This window comes from Parvibaculum sp. (assembly GCF_030694575.1).
Taxonomy (GTDB): domain Bacteria; phylum Pseudomonadota; class Alphaproteobacteria; order Parvibaculales; family Parvibaculaceae; genus Parvibaculum.
The window spans coordinates 97,249-114,260 of the sequence record NZ_JAUYUS010000100.1; the positions used below are offsets into that span (position 1 = coordinate 97,249).

The window sequence follows — 17,012 nt, forward strand, 5'->3', positions numbered from 1 at the left end:
ATTCCCGTCACCGCAATACGATGGACGAATCGCGCGGAGTTTGGGTGTTCATCGCTGGAGCGTCAACTGCGCGAAAAGCGGCCGCCGATCGGGCTATGACAGGCCTTGCGGCCTCCCCCGTCTCTCCGGCTACACTCACAGGGCTAAGTCGGCGGCAGGTCAGGCGTTGCCGTCACTCTCTTCTTTAGCGACATCTCCTGGGGGTCCTCGCGAATGAATGGCATGCTCACTCTCGACCAGCTTTCCGATCTTGCATCTTCCGGCGAGATCGACACCGTTGTCATGGCGATGCCGGACATGCAGGGACGTCTGGTCGGGAAGCGTATGGCGGTCGCCTATTTCCTCGACACCGCAGTACATGAAACCCATGCCTGCAACTACTTGCTGGCGGTCGATACCGATATGGAGCCCGTTCCCGGCTACAAGGCCACCAGTTGGGAAAAGGGCTACGGCGACTTCGCACTCAAACCGGATCTCGCAACTCTACGACGCATCCCATGGCTACCAGGTACCGCCCTTGTGATCTGCGATACGGTCGATCATCACGGCGAAGATGTCCCCCATGCTCCCCGTTCGATCCTGAAAAAGCAGCTGAAGCGCGTCGCCGCGATGAAGATGAAGGCGTTCACGGCCTCCGAGCTCGAGTTCTATCTCTTCGATGAGACGTACGAAGGGGCACATGAAAAGAACTATCGCGGCCTGAAACACCCCAATTGGTATATCGAGGACTACCACGTCTTTGCGACGACCAAGGAAGAAGGGATCATGCGGGCGATCCGCAATGGCCTGGAGAACGCAGGTATTCCGGTGGAAAACTCCAAAGGGGAATGGGGGCCCGGCCAGGAAGAAATCAACATCCGGTATGCCGAGGCGCTCGAAATGGCTGACCGGCATACGATCCTGAAGAACGGCATCAAGGAAATCGCCTGGCTGCACGGCAAGGCCATCACCTTCATGGCCAAATGGAACTACGACCTTGCCGGATCGTCCTGCCACATCCACATGTCGCTCTGGGATGAAAAGGCCAAAGCGGCTCACTTCTATGACAAGGACGCCACGCCACACGGCATGTCGGCCCTGTGTCAGCAGTTTCTGGCCGGCCAGCTCCGGCACGCCCGTGAGCTGAGCTATTTTCTTGCGCCGCAGGTCAACTCCTACAAGCGCTTCGTCAATGGTTCCTTCGCCCCTACAAGCATCGTCTGGTCGAACGACAACCGGACGGCCGGCTTTCGTATGTGCGGCACCGGCAAAAGCTTGCGGATCGAATGCCGCATCGGCGGCGCAGATCTGAACCCCTATCTCGCCTTTGCGGCTCTCCTGGCCGCAGGCTTGCAAGGAGTTGAGCAGAAACTCACACTCGAACCCGAGTTTTCGGGCGATGCCTATGCAGGGGGTGGCATCCCTTCCCTGCCGAAGAGCTTACGTGACGCACTTACGGAACTTGAAAAGTCGGATATCCTCCGCGCCGCTCTCGGAGATGATGTAGTGGAGCACTATCTCCACACCGGGCGCTGGGAGCAGATGGAATATGAACGCCGCATCACAGACTGGGAATTAATGCGAGGCTTCGAGCGCGGATGACCGATACGCTGAAAGTAATCTCTCCCGTCGACGGGAGCGTGTATGCCGAACGGCCCTTGGCCGGTTGGCCTGAGATCGACGGTGCGCTGAGTACCGCAAAGGCGGCGCAGGCTGCATGGAAACTTGTCCCCATCGCGGAGCGCGCTTCGCTCTGTTTGCGTTTCGTCGACGCATTCGTTGCAATGAAGGACGACATTGTCCCTGAACTCGCGTGGCAAATGGGACGCCCGATTGCCTATGGCGCAGGCGAGATACGGGGCTTCGAGGAGCGCGCCCGATACATGGTCGCAATAGCCGGCGACGCACTTGCCGACATCGCCCCAGGCCCGAAAGAAGGGTTTCGCCGCTGGATCAGACGCGAGCCGGTTGGCGTCGTTCTCGCCGTCGCAGCCTGGAACTATCCCTACCTCATTGCCGTAAACTCGGTCGTACCGGCAATCATGGCCGGCAATTCGGTGGTCCTGAAGCACTCGGGTCAGACACCGCTTTGTGCCGAGCGCTTTGCCATGGCTCTCGAAAAAGCCGGGGCCCCGGACGGTTTGTTCCAGGTGCTCCATATGAGCCATGAGATGACTGAGAAGACGATCGCCGACCCGCGCGTCGACTTCGTGAATTTCACCGGCTCGGTTTCCGGCGGGCATGCCGTTGTCCATGCCGCCAAGGATCGCTTCATCGGCATAGGCCTCGAACTCGGTGGCAAGGACCCGGCCTATGTCCGCGCCGATGCCAACCTTCCCTTTACCATCGAGAACCTTGTCGACGGTGCCTACTTCAATTCCGGCCAGTCCTGCTGCGGCAAGGAGCGGCTCTATGTCCATGCCGACGTCTACGACGACTTCGTCGAAGGTTTTGTCGACCTCACCAAAAAGTACAAGCTTGGCAGTCCGCTTGACCCGGAAACGACGATCGGCCCGATGGTGCGCGCCTCGTCGGCTGCATTTGTGCGCGGCCAGATCGAACAGGCAAAACGCGCCGGAGCCCGGGCTCTTGTCGGTGAAGCACATTTCCCCGCCTCGAAGCCCGGAACGCCCTATTTGGGACCCGAGGTCCTGGTGGACGTGAACCACCAGATGGACGTGATGCGAGAGGAAACCTTCGGACCTGTGATCGGCATCATGAAGGTTACGTCGGATGACGAGGCTGTTGCGCTGATGAACGACAGTCCTTACGGACTGACCGCCTCTGTCTGGACCGAAGACGAAGAGGCCGGCGAAAAGATCGGCGAACGTGTTGAAACCGGCACCTTCTTCCTCAACCGCTGCGACTATCTCGATCCCGCTCTCGCCTGGACCGGCGTAAAGGACACAGGGCGCGGCGCAACGCTGTCGCGCGTCGGCTATGAATATCTGACGCGACCGAAAAGTTATCACCTGAGAACGAAAACAAAATGATCGACATCTATCCGAGCCTGACCGGCAACTGGAACTACCCGACTAAGATGCGCTTCGGCGCGGGCCGCATAAAGGAGCTGGCGGAGGCTTGCGGAGCTGCAGGCATCGAGCGCCCCCTGCTCGTCACGGATCCCGGCCTGAAGCCCATGCCGATGATCGCCGAAGCGCTGGCACTGCTGGAGAAAAACGGCCTCGCCGCCGCCCTTTTTGCCGACGTGCACCCAAACCCCGTTAGCGCCGATGTCGATGCCGGCCTCAGGGCATTCAGCCGGGGCAAGCATGACGGCGTGATCGTCTTTGGCGGCGGCAGTGCGATGGACGCCGGCAAGGCCGTGGCCTTCATGTCCGGACAGACGCGCCCCATGTGGGACTACGAAGACCGGGAAGACTGGTGGACCCGCGCGGACCCGAAAGGCATCGCGCCAGTCATTGCCGTCCCGACAACGGCGGGCACGGGCTCCGAAGTCGGCCGTGCGGCCGTCATTACCGATGAGAGCGACCACACCAAGAAGATCATCTTCCATCCGAAGATGATGCCCGTCGACGTTATCTGCGACCCGGAACTGACCGTCGGCCTGCCTCCGCACATCACAGCAGCGACCGGCATGGACGCGCTCTCCCACAATCTGGAAGCCTGGTGCTCGCCCTTCTGGCACCCGCTCGCGCAAGGCGTGGCTCTGGAAGGCATGCGGCTCTGCAAGGAATGGCTGCCCGAGGCGACGAAGCATGGCAGCAATGTCGAGGCGCGCGCCTTCATGCTGGCCGCCTCGTCCATGGGCGCCACGGCATTCCAGAAGGGCCTCGGCTCAATGCATGCCATGAGCCATCCCTGCTCGTCTCTGCGCAGCACCCATCACGGCCTCACCAACGCGGTCGTCATGCCTTATGTGCTGATGCATAACCGCGAGGCAATCGAAGAGAAAATCGTTGCCGCGGCGAATTATCTGGCGCTGAAGGATCGCAGCTTCAACGGTTTCATCGACTGGGTGCTGGCACTCCGCGAGGAAGTCGGCATCCCTCACACCCTGAAGCAGATCGGCGTCGATGTCGATGTTATCCCCGAGGCAGCTGCCATGGCGCTCGAAGACCCCTGCACCGGCGGCAATCCGCTGCCGATGAGCGTGCCGATCTATGAGACGCTCTATGCGAACGCCATTGAGGGCCGCCTCGCCTAGCAGAAATCCTATTGAGGATGGCCCGGCACCCACGCGCCGTCGGCGTCGTGGTGGCCGGGCACATACCCTTGAGATTTCTCTCCCGGCCCCGGTAGCGGGACAGCACCACCTTCGTGCGTATAGGGCCGCACCCAGCCGCCATACTTGCTCTTGTGCCCCGGGACGAAGGTCCTGGGCTGCTCGACGCGCGGCCCCGGCTCTTCGATTGTCTTGAGTGGGGGCGCCTGTGGGGAAACGGCGCTCTGCGCCCATGCGGGCGGCGTCGCGAACCCCACCAGTAATGCTCCAAGCAAAAATCTGTACATAGGCTGGATATAGGGATCGACACGGCAAAAACCAGCGGCAATTGAACTGCCGAAGCCCTGCCGCTATCTTCCGCGCGGCTTATTGGAGACCGTCATGCCGCTCGATACAACCAGCTACAAAGTTCCCGTCGCACACACAGCGGCAGACCTGCGCGAAGCCGTGGCCGCATGGCGGAGAGAGGGCAAGACCGTCGCTCTCGTTCCGACCATGGGCGCGCTACACGACGGGCATCTTTCCCTGGTCGATCTGGCGCGCGGGAAAGCCAATCGCGTCATCGTTTCCATTTTCGTCAACCCCACACAGTTCGCCCCGCATGAGGATTTCGGCGCTTATCCCCGGACCGAGGCGGAGGACGCCGCGAAACTGACAGAGTGTGCACATCTGATTTATGCGCCGAATGCCGCCGACATGTACCCGGACGGCTTCTCCACGACCATTTCGCTCACAGGCGTTAGCGAACCGCTCGAAGGCACTTTTCGCCCCACGCATTTTGCGGGCGTGGCGACCGTCGTTGCGAAACTTGTCCTCCGCGCCATGCCGGATATCGCCATTTTCGGCGAGAAGGACTGGCAGCAACTGATGGTGATCCGCCGCATGGTCGCCGATCTCGATATTCCGGTGGAGATTCTGGGCGGGCCTATCATGCGCGAAGCCGATGGTCTCGCCATGTCCTCCCGCAACGTCTACCTCTCGCCGGACGAACGGACGGCCGCTGGGCAGCTCAACGTCATCCTGAAAGAGACCGCCGCGAAAGTTGCCGGCGGGGCATCCATAGCCGAAGCGACGAAGGAAGGCGCGGCGCGGATTCTGGCGCTCGGTTTCGACAAGCTGGATTATCTCGACATCCGGGATGCCGTCTCGTTGGCGGCCTTCCCGTCCGGTCGCCCCACCAGTCCAGCACGCATCCTCGTTGCCGCGAAGATCGGCAAGACGCGGCTTATCGACAACATGCCGGTCTAGTGTCTCTCTCAGAGATGCGTTTTGAACCAGTCGCGCTGCACGGGCGCGGACATTTTGAACATGTCGCCGGTATAAGCCTCGAAATGCGCACATGGTAGCGCCAGAAACTTCTTCGGCTCCAGCGCCGTTTCATAAGCGGCAGCTGTCATATCGAAGGGCGTCAGGTGATCCTCGAGAGCGGCGATCATCAGTAGCGGCGTCGGAGAGATGCGCGGCACATATATCCCCGGCTCGTACTCGGTGAACAGTTCGACCGAGTGAAGCGTCACTTCATTCTGCCAGGGCGTTTGGTTCGATCGGCTGAACTCGGTGAAAAACTCATAGGTATCTGCCGTCGGCAAGGCGCTCGGTTCGCCTTCAGGCGCGGTCACTGGCATCCGGGCGCCAGCTTCCCCCCGCATGCGTGCAGCCCGGTCCGCCGCAAAGGCGGCTCGCAACCCTTTCCAGTGATCACCGCGGATAAGCCGCCGCGCCGTCTCCAGTCCACCGACCAGAGGAACTTGCGACACCACGCATTTGACGCGCCGGTCGATGGCCGCGACGACGAGCACATGCCCGCCGGAATAGCTCGACCCCCAGATGCCGATGCGCTCGGGATCGACCTCCGGCATCGACTGCGCATGGGTAATCGCGTCGCGATAACCGTCGATCTGCGCGCGCGGATCGAGATGACCGCGCGGTACGCCGTCGCTCGCGCCGCAATTGCGATGGTCGTATACGAGAACCGCAATGCCCTGTTCCGCAAAGAAGGCGGCGAAATCGCCGAGATACATCTCCTTGACCGCGGAAAAGCCATGCGCCATCACGACGGTCGGTGCCGGCCCCTTGACGTCCTTGGCCGGATAGAACCAGCCGCGCAGGGTGACGCCGTCTTCCGTCTTGAACTCGATATCGCGCCGCATTTGTCCCTCCCGGTGTTTTCTCCAGCCGACCACCCGGTTCGCCTCCTGTCACCCGCCCTTTTGGGGGGCTACAGAAGTCCGAGCTCTTCCAGCTCGCGCCGCATTTCGTCGGGCATATCGTCCTCGGGATCGCCCTTTTTGACGTCGGGCGGTGCGTCCTTGGCGGCGAGATATCTCCAGCCCTGAAAGGGACGCCTGTCCTGCCGGCGGGTCGGGACAATGTCATTGTCCAGCACGAGGCGGCAGCGGCCGATGCCATCCGTATCCGTGAACGGCTCGATGCCGATCAGCTTCTGCCGGCAGCGGATAACGCCCTTCATGACCCAGTAGAGAGACCCGCCGTCGAGAAGCTCGTCCGCCCGTTTCGGCGTCATCCGCGTCACATGCGCGAGCACCTGAGGCTGTTTCAGTTTTTTCTTCTCGGCCAGCCGCGCCGCCTGCCATGTGGCGAGATCGGCAATATCGTCGGCGCCGACACACAACTTGATGAGATGAACCGTCACCCCGGCTTCTCCTCGAAAGCGACAAGCGTTGCGCCCGCTTCGACCTGGTCGCCAACGCCGACATGGACGGCCGCGACAACCGAGTCTATCGCCGCCGTCAGCGTCTGTTCCATTTTCATCGCTTCCATCACGACAAGCGCCGCGCCTTTTCGAATTCTGGCGCCCGGCTCCACCAGCACCTGAACGATTTTGCCCGGCATCGGCGACTTCAGCGAGCCCGTATCCGCGTCCGACACGATATCGACATCGAGGGGATCCACGATCGAAAAATCGGTCGCGATCCCTTCATGGACGAGGATAAATCCGCGCCCGTTCGGCACGCAGGCCGCCTTCAACCTAACGCCGTCGACCGTGGCGCTGATGGTCCCGTCCTCGTCCATTATGGCGCTGACGGCGATATCCGCACCGCCCATTTCGCCGGAGAGCCGCCAGCCATTTCCTTCCGGCGCCACCGTCAACGATACAGTCTCACCGCCCACAGTAAATCGAAGCGTTTCGGCGCGCTGGCCGCCCAGCACCCAGCCGTCCGCTTCCGCCCATGGAGAGTTGGGCTCGTCGCTTCCGGCCTGCGCAGAACGCAATGCCGCTCTTCGCGCAATGAGATGTGCCGCAGTCCCCAGCGCAAGCACGCGCGGCGCCACCGGCCCTTTCGGCACCAGTTGATCCAGATGGCGGTCGATGAAGCCCGTATCGATGTCCCCCGCGATGAAAGCCTCATGCGCCATCGCGGCGGCGAGGAACGCGAGATTGGTCTTCGGCCCCGCCACTTCCATGCGCGAAAGAAATCCCCGGAGCGTCCTGAGCGCGATCCGCCGCGTCTCGCCATGCGCGATGATCTTGCCGATCATCGGGTCGTAGAACATGCTGACCTCGTCGCCCTCGCGCACGCCCATATCCATGCGGACATGCGGCATGTTCTCCGGCGCGCGAAGCCGCAACAGTCGGCCCGTGGACGGGAAGAATTTCTTCGCCGGGTCTTCCGCGTAGAGACGCACCTCCACGGCATGTCCCCTCAGCGGTATCTTGTCTTGCGTCAGCGGCAGATGCTCGCCGCCTGCGACGCGGAGCTGCCATTCCACGAGGTCGAGGCCCGTGATCGCCTCCGTAACCGGATGTTCGACCTGCAGCCGCGTGTTCATCTCCATGAACCAGAAGCCATCGGGCTTCAGTCCATCGGATGCATCGGCAATGAATTCCACGGTTCCCGCCCCGCGATAACCGATAGCCTTCGCGGCGGCGACCGCCGCTTCGCCCATCGCCTTTCGCATTTCGGGCGGCATGCCGGGCGCCGGCGCTTCCTCGATCACCTTCTGATGCCGTCGCTGCAACGAACAGTCACGCTCATAAAGCGACACGGCCTGTCCATGACTGTCGGCAAAGACCTGAATTTCGATGTGGCGCGGCCGCGACACGTATTTTTCGACCAGCACGCGCTCGTCGCCAAAGGCGGAACCGGCTTCCCTCTGCGCGCTCTTCAGTTCCTTGGCAAAGGAGGCCGGGTCGTCGACGCGGCGCATGCCCTTGCCACCGCCGCCGGCCACGGCCTTGATGAGAACGGGATAGCCGATCTTCTCCGCCTGCTCGCCGAGGAAATCCGCGTCCTGATTGTCCCCGTGATAGCCGGGGACAACCGGCACATCGGCCTTTTCCATCAGCGCCTTGGCGGCGTCTTTCAATCCCATCGCGCGGATGGCGCTGGCGGGTGGCCCGACAAATATCAGCCCCGCCTTCTCGCAGGCGTCGGCAAAGCCCGCATTCTCCGAGAGAAAGCCGTAGCCCGGATGCACGGCCTCCGCACCGGAACGCGCGCAGGCATCGAGAATGGCATCGATCCGGAGATAACTTTCGGCAGCAGGCGCGGGCCCGATCCGATAGGCCTCATCGGCCTCCGCCACATGATAGGCATTGGCATCGGCATCCGAATAGACGGCGATGGTCTTGAGGCCCATGCGCCGTGCGGTGCGGATGATACGAACGGCAATTTCGCCGCGATTGGCGATCAGGAGGGATTTGAACATGATGCCCTCCTCACATCCGGAAGACGCCGAAGGGCGTCTCCGGTATCGGTGCGTTCAGTGCTGCGGAAAAAGCGAGCGCCAGCACGCGCCGCGTCTCGCCAGGCGCGATGATGCCGTCGTCCCATAGACGCGCGGTCGCGAAATAGGGATGCCCCTCCTCGTCGTAGCGGGCGCGGATCGGCGCCTTGAACTCGGCTTCTTCCTCCGCGCTCCAGTTATCCCCACGCGCTTCCATGCCTTCGCGCTTCACTGTCGCGAGCACGCTCGCCGCCTGCTCGCCGCCCATCACGGAAATCCGCGCATTGGGCCAGGTAAACAGGAAGCGGGGACTGTAGGCACGGCCGCACATGCCGTAATTGCCAGCGCCATAGGAGCCGCCGATGATCAGCGTGACCTTTGGCACGTTCGCAGACGCCACCGCCGTCACCATCTTCGCGCCGTCCTTGGCAATGCCACCCGTCTCGTATTCGCGGCCGACCATGAAGCCGGCGATATTCTGCAGGAAAAGCAACGGCACCTTGCGCTGGCAGCACAACTCGATGAAATGCGCCGCCTTGAGCGCGGATTCTGAAAAGAGAATGCCGTTATTGGCGATGATGCCGACCGGCAGCCCGTGGATATGGGCGAAACCGCAGACAAGCGTGGTGCCGTAAAGCTTCTTGAATTCGTCGAACTCCGAGCCGTCGACCAGCCGCGCGATGACTTCATGCACGTCGTACTGGACCGAGAGCGAGGACGGCACGATGCCGTCGAGTTCCGCAATATCGTAAAGCGGTGCTTTCGGCTCGCGGAGGGGGATATCAACCCGCTTCTTGCGATTGAGCGTGCCTGCGATCTGCCGAGCGATGGCGAGCGCATGCGTATCGTCCAGCGCATAGTGATCGGTGACACCCGACTTCCGCGAATGAACATCGGCGCCGCCGAGATCTTCCGCCGTCACGATTTCCCCGGTCGCCGCCTTCACGAGCGGCGGACCACCCAGGAAAATCGTGCCCTGCTTGCGGACGATCACCGTCTCGTCCGACATGGCGGGGACATAGGCGCCGCCCGCCGTGCATGAGCCCATGACAACCGCGACCTGTGGAATGCCCTTCGCGGACATGCGCGCCTGATTGTAGAAAATGCGGCCGAAATGCTCGCGGTCGGGAAAGATTTCCGCCTGGTTCGGCAGGTTCGCGCCGCCGCTGTCGACGAGATAGAAGCATGGCAGATTGTTCTCGAGCGCCACCTCCTGCGCACGGAGATGTTTCTTCACGGTGACCGGATAATAGGTACCGCCTTTGATCGTCGCATCGTTGCAGACGATCATGCATTCCTGCCCTGCAATCCGCCCTATGCCTGTGATGATCCCGGCGGCGTTGATGTCTTCGCCATACATGCCATGTGCCGCCATCGGGGATAACTCCAGGAATGGCGTACCCGGATCGATGAGGCCGTGAACCCGCTCGCGTGGCAGGAGTTTGCCGCGCGACACATGCCGCTCGCGCGACCTCTGGTCGCCCCCGGTCGCGGCCTTGGCCCTCTCCTGCGCGAGATTGGCCACGAGACCGGCCATCGCCCCGGCGTTTTCCTTGAACCGCGCATCCCGCGCATTGACGCTTGTTTTGAGAACCGACACGACAATCATCCCCGGGCTGGATTTTTTATAAAAACGATCATACGTTCGTATCTTGGACAGGGCAAGGCCCCGGCAAGGACGACGTTATTGAGCAGAACCGCTGGTTCATCGGGCAAGAAGACGCAGGCCGCCATAAGGGAGGCAGGTCTCGACCTCATTTATGCCCAGGGCTTCGACGCCATGAGCCTTCGCCAGCTCGCAGCCCGCGTCGGCCTGCAGCCGGGCTCCCTCTACAACCACATAGCGACCAAACAGGACCTGCTCTACGACCTGATCCACAACCACATGGTGACGCTGCTCGAACGGATCGACGCGGAGCTGGAAGGCATCGAGCATCCGCTGGATCGTCTCAAGGCGTTCATCGCCTTTCACCTCACCTACCATATCGAGCGCAAGCGCGAGGTCTTCATCGGCTCGGCGGAACTGCGGAGCCTCGAACCGCGAAACCGGAAGAAGATCGTTGCCCTCCGCCGTGCCTACGAAGACCGCCTCAGCGGTATTCTCGAAACGGGTGTGGCAGGCAAGCTGTTCAAAATTGACGATGTAGCTGTGAGCGCCTACGCCATTCTCGCCATGTTGACGGGTATCTGCACATGGTACGATCCCAAAGGTCGCATCGGCCGCAGGGAATTGATCGACATTCACACCCGCCTCGTCCTGCAGGGCGTGCTGAAATAATCCCCGGGAGGGAAACATGTCCAATAAGGCGAGAGAGTTTCTCACGCGCTGGTACGCCTTCGTTGAAAAGCACGACCCCGCGCTGCTCGATGCGCTGGTCGCCGAAGATGCGATGATTTCCTCGCCTGCCTTCTACACGCCCAAGCAGTCGAAACCCTATGTGACGGCCATCCTGAACGCGGTGATACAGGGCTTCGAGGATTTCACCTACACCAAGGAATGGGTCGACGGGAACGAGATCATCCTCGAATTCGAAACGCGCATCGGCGACAAGAAGCTGAAGGGCATCGACCGCATCACGGTGAACGACAAGGGCGAGATGGCCCATATCGAGGTGTTGATCCGCCCGCTGAACGGCCTGATCGCACTTGCCGAGCATGTGAAGAGCACGCTCGGGAAAGCCGCCGCCTAGTTCAACCGTTCGATAGCGACCGCCGTCGCCTCGCCGCCGCCGATGCAGAGCGAGGCGATGCCGCGCTTGCCGCCGGTCTGCTTCAGACCGTTGAGCAACGTCACGAGAATGCGTGCACCGGACGCGCCGATCGGATGGCCGAGCGCGCAAGCCCCGCCATAGATGTTCATGTTGTCGTGGCTGAGATTGAGTTCCTTGATCGCGGCCATGGCGACGACGGCGAAGGCCTCGTTCACTTCCCACAAATCGATATCCCCGGCCGTCCATCCCGTCCGTTCGAGAAGTTTGGAAATCGCGCCGACAGGCGCCGTTGAAAACCACGCCGGCGCCTGCGCATGCATTGTCTGGCCGCGAATGGCGGCAAGCGGCGTCAGCCCGCGCCGCTCGGCTTCCGAAAGCCGCATCAGCACGAGCGCAGCCGCGCCGTCCGAGATCGAACTCGAATTGGCCGCCGTCACGCTGCCGTCTTTCGCGAAGGCCGGCTTCAGGGTAGGGATTTTCGCCGGGTCCGCCGTCAGCGGTTGCTCGTCGTTGACGACCTCGACGGCACCCTTCCGGGTCTGAACCTCGACGGGTACGATTTCATGGGAGAAGGTGCCACCCTCGACCGCGCGTTTCGCCCTCGCCAGGGATTCGACCGCATAGGCATCCTGCGCGCCGCGGGTGAACTGGTAGTGCTTCGCCGTTTCCTCGGCATAGGCGCCCATCAGGCGGCCTTCATAGGCGTCCTCCAGCCCATCGAGAAACATGTGGTCCTTGACCTCACCATGACCGAGCCGCATGCCGCCGCGCGCCTTGGGCAGAAGGTAGGGCGCATTGCTCATGCTTTCGAGGCCACCCGCGACGATGACCTCGCCATGCCCCGCCATAAGCGCGTCATGCGCCATCATGACGGCCTTCATGCCCGAGCCGCACATCTTGTTGACGGTCGTGCACGGCGTGCCCTCGTCGAGCCCCGCGCCCAGCGCCGCCTGCCGCGCCGGCGCCTGTTTGAGACCTGCGGACAGCACGCAGCCCATCAGAACCTCGTCCACCGCCGTCGGCGACAGCCCTGCCCGCTCGACCGCGCCCCGGACGGCGACGGCGCCTAGCTCCGGTCCGGTCTTTCCCGCGAGCGCACCCTGAAAGCCACCCATCGGCGTCCGGGCGGCACTGACGATGACGACCGGATCGGCTTCATGACGGTTTTGTGACATTGGCATGCTTCCACGGTTAGACTGGCCGCAAGGGCGGGGATTCGGGCTGAACCTAGCCCAGAACGATAAAACGCCAAAGAGACGGGGGGATGACTGTGGAAAATTTCCTGCACGATCTGAGCTGGGTGGTGCCTTTACGCAGCGACACCGCCACGGTCATTTTCAATGGCTTCACCTGGCTCGGCTATACGCCCTTTTTCCTGATGTTCCTTCCCGTCGGCTACTGGCTGTGGGACCGAGCCCTTTTCACCCGCCTCGCCGTCCTCATCGCCGTGACCGCGCTTGTGAACGGATGGCTGAAGGATTTCTGGCTGGACGCGCGGCCCGACCCGGCCTTCCAGCTCGATGCCGATCGCGTGTCGGACTCCTACGGCCTGCCCTCCGGCCATGCACAGGTAGCGGTCGCCATGTGGCTCTGGCTCGCTTACGAGATACGCCGCCCCTGGGCCTGGGCCGCCGCCGTCTTCATCGCAGCTGGCGTCTGTTTCAGCCGTCTCTATCTCGGCGTCCACGACGTCGAGGACGTGCTGGTCGGTGTTGCCCTTGGCCTGATCAGTATCGCGGTCTTCGCCGTGCTGGTGCATGAGAACATCGTGGCGAAGTGGCGCCGGCTGCCCGCCTGGATGGATTTCGCGGTCATCATCGCCGCTATTCCGCTGCTATGGGTCATCTGGCCCAATGAACGCGAACCGGACCAGATCGCGGCCGTGCTCTTCATGCTGCTCGGCTGGTTCGCCGGTGCCGCGATGGACCGCAAGGCCGCGCCGGAAGAACCGGTCCTGCCCGCCTGGTGGCTTCAGGCCGTCATGGCCGTGGCTGGTGTGGTCGGATTGTTCGTCGTTCGAGGCCTGATCATAAAGGGCGGCGATGCCGCCGGCATGCCGGCCGCCATCACCGCCTATGTCGCCGTCACCTGCATCGGCCTTTATGCGACTTACGGGGCGCCGACGATCTTCCGCGCGCTGAAGCTGATGAAGTAATCCTCAGGCCATGCCATAGGACGGTGTTGCCTCGGCCTCACCTTCGCGAAGGGTGAGCCACGGGAGGCAGCCGCTTTCGGCAAGCGCCGGTTCGATGCGGGCCCGCGTGTCCCGGTCAAGCGTCGCATATCGCTGCTTGAGCCAGAGCAGCGTATGCGCCTGATAGGGCCGCGCGATGGTCTTGAAACCGTGCCCCCGAATTTCCGCCACCATCGGATGGAAGTCCTTGCCCGCCTGATGCGCATCCGCCGCCGCCTGCAGCATCGGCAGCGCCACCTCGCCCGCGAGTTTCAGCAATCCCCGCACGCCGGTGGAAAGCGGTGCATCGGCTGCGCTCCACTCGCCGTCGATGCCGGAAGCATCGTCCATGAGCTGCACCCACTGGAACAGGCGCACTGCCTTTTTCTTCATCAGGTTCGATGTGGTCGGGTCCACCGAATACTGGCTGAGCTGACCGTAAAGGCCGAAATCCGCGATGGACGGGCGCGAGCCGAAGAGGAAGAGCTGCGTCGCGAGATGCGCCTCCATATAGCCGAGCAGCTCGTCATAGGTCGATTGCAGCAGCGGCCGGTTTTCCGCCGTACCGCCCAGTATCTCGCGCAGTGTCTCCTGCCGGGAGAGGAAAGCGGCGGCGGCCTCGCCGAGTTCCGCTTCCGGCACCGCGCCGAGCCAGCCCGCCATCTGGCGGCGCGGACAAAAGGCGCGATCCGCCTCCTCGTTCCACCGGTAGTCGAACATCGGCAGGGGAAGCCACTCGTCCGCCGCTTCCTCGATCAGCCGTGCGAGGAAAGCCGTTCCCTCATCATCGGGTACAACCGGGCGCTGGCCCGGATGGCTCTTTTCCAGTTCGTCGATGATCGGCGTGGAGTCGGAATGATAGGAGCCATCCGGAAACTGGATCACCGGTACCTGCCGCTTGCCCGCCCCGGCGATCTCGGTCCCCTCCCCGAGCGCGCCCGTGCCCCGAAAGGCGCCGAGCGGAACGATCCAGCGATGTGGCAGATGCCGGTAGCGCAGCACCGCCCTTACCTTGTGCGAGTAAGGAGAACCCGGTCCGCCGAGCAGCCTGTAAACCTCCGACATCAGGCCGTCTCGTTGAAGAGTTCGCGGCCGATCAGCATGCGGCGAATTTCACTTGTTCCCGCCCCGATCTCGTAGAGCTTGGCGTCGCGCAGCAGGCGGCCGGTGGAATAGTCGTTGATGTAACCGTTGCCGCCCAAGGCCTGAATGGCTTCCAGCGCCATCCAGGTCGCCTTTTCGGCGGCGTAGAGGATCGCGCCCGCCGCGTCCTTGCGCGTGGTTTGCCCCCGGTCACAGGCTTTCGCCACCGCATAGACGTAAGCCCGGCAGGCATTCATCGTGGAATACATGTCGGCAAGCTTGCCCTGCATCAACTGAAAGGTACCGATCGGCTCTCCGAACTGCTTGCGCTCATGGACGTAAGGGATCACGGCATCCATGCAGGCCTGCATGATGCCGAGCGGCCCGGCGGCGAGTACCGCGCGCTCGTAGTCGAGACCGGACATCAGCACGCGCACGCCTTCGTTCAGCTTGCCCAGAACATTCTCCTCCGGCACCTCGCAATCCTCGAACACGAGTTCGGCCGTGTTCGAACCGCGCATGCCGAGCTTGTCGAGCTTCTGCGCCGGGCGGAAACCTTTCATTCCCTTCTCGATCAGGAACGGGGTTATGCCCTTCGGGCCTGCGCTCGCATCCGTTTTCGCATAGACGATCAGCGTCTCCGCGTCCGGGCCGTTGGTGATCCACATCTTACTGCCGTTGAGCACGAAACGGTCGCCCTTTTTCTCCGCCTTGAGCCGCATCGATACGACATCCGATCCCGCGCCCGGCTCCGACATGGCAAGCGCGCCGACATGCTCGCCCGACATGAGCTTCGGCAGGTATTTGCGTTTCTGCGCGTCAGTGCCCCACCGGCGGAGCTGGTTGACGCAAAGATTGGAATGCGCGCCATAGGAAAGCCCGACGCTCGCCGAACCCCGGCTGATTTCCTCCATCGCCACGACATGCTCGAGATAGCCGAGCCCCGTCCCGCCATATTCTTCCTCGACGGTAATCCCCAGCAGCCCAAGCTCACCGAGCTGCGGCCAGAGATCGCGAGGAAACTCGTTCGTCCGGTCGATCTCGGCGGCACGCGGGGATATCTTGTCGGCGGTGAAGGCGCGCACGGTGTCGCGGATCATGTCCGCGGTTTCACCGAGGTCGAAATCGAGCGATGGATAGTCGTTCGCAAGCATGCTGGCATTCCCTGATTTTTTACCGGGCGACTTTGCCGCGCCCTTGTCTCGCAGTCACTGCCCCTTTTGGGGTGAAGCGGGGTCTATTCGGCGTAGATATCCACGACATCGGATTCGGTGAAGACCGTGTAGACGCCGGCACCCGGGCTGCCGCCGACAACGACGAACTTGCCGTCCATGGCGGCGGCCACGGCGCCGTGCCGCGGTGTCGGCATGGGCGCGGCGCGGCTCCACGAACCGCTCGCGACATTGAGGACGAAGTGATCGCCGTAAGTGCGCGGCGGACGGCGCTGCTCACCCCCTGTCACGTGAACCTTTCCGCCCATCAGCGCAGCGACATGCCCAGACCGCGCCTCGGGAAGCGGCGGACCGCTCTGCCAACGGCCGCTTGCCGGATCGAAAATATCCACGCGTGCCGTCGCGACGCCATTGTTCAAGCCGCCGATCACATAGATGCGCCCGTCGACTGCCAACGTGGCCGCCGCCACGCGCGGCGCCGGCATCGCGTCGCCCGTGACACTCCAGCGGTTGCTGCCGGGGTCGTAGACCAGAACGCGCAAGGCGTCGCCACCACGGCCGCCCAGCGCGTAAATCTTGCGGTCGACCATCACAAAGCCGTGCCCGGCACGGGCGGTGGGCATGGGGGCACCGTTGACCCATGTGCCGACCGCCGGGTCGTAAATCCAGGTCTTGGCAGTATCCCCGCCCTCCGCCGCGAGCGCCGTCGGCTCGCTGAAGGTGCCGAAGTCGGGCCGTCCCGTTTGCGGCGCCTCATAGCCGCCGGAGACATAAAGCCTGCCGTCGAGCTCTGCGATACCGAATTGCTGCAGCCCGACCGGAAGTCCCGGCGATGCGCGCCAGATATCCCCGCGCACGTCATAAATTTCCGCGACACTGCGCGGGCCGGACGTGCTGTCGCCGCCGATGACATAGAGTTCATTGCCGACAAGTGCGCCGCCCGCGAAGGCACGCCCGGTGGTCATTGGCGAACCATCGCTCCAACCTTCCGCCACAGCCACGCCCGGGAGCAACCCGAA

15 protein-coding genes are annotated in these 17,012 nt (G+C 62.7%); 7 read left to right on the forward strand and 8 right to left on the reverse strand.

The window, feature by feature from the left end; genetic code table 11:
* The first annotated feature begins 213 nt into the window (after window positions 1-213).
* From Q8S60_RS14465 to panC, 4 genes are all read left to right on the forward strand, one after another.
* Complete coding sequence (locus Q8S60_RS14465; RefSeq protein WP_305278206.1) at window positions 214-1,581, forward strand: glutamine synthetase family protein; 1,368 nt, start codon at window positions 214-216, stop codon at window positions 1,579-1,581.
* Window positions 1,578-2,972: an aldehyde dehydrogenase family protein gene (locus Q8S60_RS14470; protein WP_305668679.1), complete on the forward strand. Its 1,395-nt coding sequence runs from the start codon at window positions 1,578-1,580 to the stop codon at window positions 2,970-2,972. The genes Q8S60_RS14465 and Q8S60_RS14470 overlap by 4 nt, the downstream gene beginning before the upstream one ends.
* A complete protein-coding gene (locus tag Q8S60_RS14475; RefSeq protein WP_305278208.1) occupies window positions 2,969-4,147 on the forward strand; it encodes an iron-containing alcohol dehydrogenase in 1,179 nt (392 codons plus the stop codon). Before Q8S60_RS14470 ends, Q8S60_RS14475 begins: the two co-directional genes overlap by 4 nt.
* A 399-nt stretch (window positions 4,148-4,546) precedes the next feature.
* A complete protein-coding gene (gene panC / locus Q8S60_RS14480; RefSeq protein WP_305278209.1) occupies window positions 4,547-5,413 on the forward strand; it encodes a pantoate--beta-alanine ligase in 867 nt (288 codons plus the stop codon).
* Between the two features lie 8 nt (window positions 5,414-5,421).
* On the opposite strand, the gene Q8S60_RS14485 is transcribed toward panC, so the two are convergent.
* The 4 genes from Q8S60_RS14485 to Q8S60_RS14500 all read right to left on the reverse strand — a co-directional run bounded on the left by Q8S60_RS14485 (window position 5,422) and on the right by Q8S60_RS14500 (window position 10,463).
* A complete protein-coding gene (locus tag Q8S60_RS14485) occupies window positions 5,422-6,315 on the reverse strand; it encodes an alpha/beta hydrolase (protein WP_305278210.1) in 894 nt (297 codons plus the stop codon).
* A gap of 68 nt (window positions 6,316-6,383) precedes the next feature.
* Window positions 6,384-6,818 (reverse strand): DUF1489 family protein, encoded by a 435-nt coding sequence (locus Q8S60_RS14490; RefSeq protein ID WP_305278211.1) that lies wholly within the window; start codon window positions 6,816-6,818, stop codon window positions 6,384-6,386.
* Window positions 6,815-8,836: an acetyl/propionyl/methylcrotonyl-CoA carboxylase subunit alpha gene (locus Q8S60_RS14495; protein WP_305278212.1), complete on the reverse strand. Its 2,022-nt coding sequence runs from the start codon at window positions 8,834-8,836 to the stop codon at window positions 6,815-6,817. Before Q8S60_RS14495 ends, Q8S60_RS14490 begins: the two co-directional genes overlap by 4 nt.
* 10 nt (window positions 8,837-8,846) lie before the next feature.
* Window positions 8,847-10,463, reverse strand: coding sequence for a carboxyl transferase domain-containing protein (locus tag Q8S60_RS14500; protein WP_305278213.1), 1,617 nt, complete (start codon window positions 10,461-10,463; stop codon window positions 8,847-8,849).
* Between the two features lie 78 nt (window positions 10,464-10,541).
* Here Q8S60_RS14500 and Q8S60_RS14505 point away from each other — a divergent pair, with 78 nt between their 5' ends.
* Both Q8S60_RS14505 and Q8S60_RS14510 read left to right on the forward strand, forming a co-directional pair.
* Window positions 10,542-11,132, forward strand: coding sequence for a TetR/AcrR family transcriptional regulator (locus Q8S60_RS14505; RefSeq protein ID WP_305278214.1), 591 nt, complete (start codon window positions 10,542-10,544; stop codon window positions 11,130-11,132).
* A 16-nt stretch (window positions 11,133-11,148) separates the two neighbouring features.
* The gene (locus tag Q8S60_RS14510) at window positions 11,149-11,544 is read left to right on the forward strand and encodes a nuclear transport factor 2 family protein (RefSeq protein WP_305278215.1); all 396 of its coding nucleotides are present in this window, start codon (window positions 11,149-11,151) and stop codon (window positions 11,542-11,544) included.
* Here Q8S60_RS14510 and Q8S60_RS14515 read toward each other — a convergent pair.
* The gene (locus tag Q8S60_RS14515; protein ID WP_305278216.1) at window positions 11,541-12,740 is read right to left on the reverse strand and encodes an acetyl-CoA C-acyltransferase; all 1,200 of its coding nucleotides are present in this window, start codon (window positions 12,738-12,740) and stop codon (window positions 11,541-11,543) included. The genes Q8S60_RS14510 and Q8S60_RS14515 overlap by 4 nt on opposite strands.
* Window positions 12,741-12,829: 89 nt before the next feature.
* On the opposite strand from Q8S60_RS14515, the gene Q8S60_RS14520 reads away from it, so the two are divergent.
* Window positions 12,830-13,720: a phosphatase PAP2 family protein gene (locus Q8S60_RS14520; RefSeq protein WP_305278217.1), complete on the forward strand. Its 891-nt coding sequence runs from the start codon at window positions 12,830-12,832 to the stop codon at window positions 13,718-13,720.
* Window positions 13,721-13,723: 3 nt separating this feature from the next.
* Here the strand turns inward: Q8S60_RS14520 and Q8S60_RS14525 are convergent, their stop codons facing one another.
* The 3 genes from Q8S60_RS14525 to Q8S60_RS14535 all read right to left on the reverse strand — a co-directional run bounded on the left by Q8S60_RS14525 (window position 13,724) and on the right by Q8S60_RS14535 (window position 16,958).
* Window positions 13,724-14,803: a glutathione S-transferase family protein gene (locus Q8S60_RS14525; protein ID WP_305278218.1), complete on the reverse strand. Its 1,080-nt coding sequence runs from the start codon at window positions 14,801-14,803 to the stop codon at window positions 13,724-13,726.
* Window positions 14,803-15,975: an isovaleryl-CoA dehydrogenase gene (locus Q8S60_RS14530; RefSeq protein ID WP_305278219.1), complete on the reverse strand. Its 1,173-nt coding sequence runs from the start codon at window positions 15,973-15,975 to the stop codon at window positions 14,803-14,805. The genes Q8S60_RS14525 and Q8S60_RS14530 overlap by 1 nt, the downstream gene beginning before the upstream one ends.
* An 83-nt stretch (window positions 15,976-16,058) precedes the next feature.
* Window positions 16,059-16,958, reverse strand: a complete 900-nt coding sequence (locus Q8S60_RS14535) for a kelch repeat-containing protein (protein WP_305278220.1) — start codon at window positions 16,956-16,958, stop codon at window positions 16,059-16,061.
* Between the last annotated feature and the right edge of the window lie 54 nt (window positions 16,959-17,012).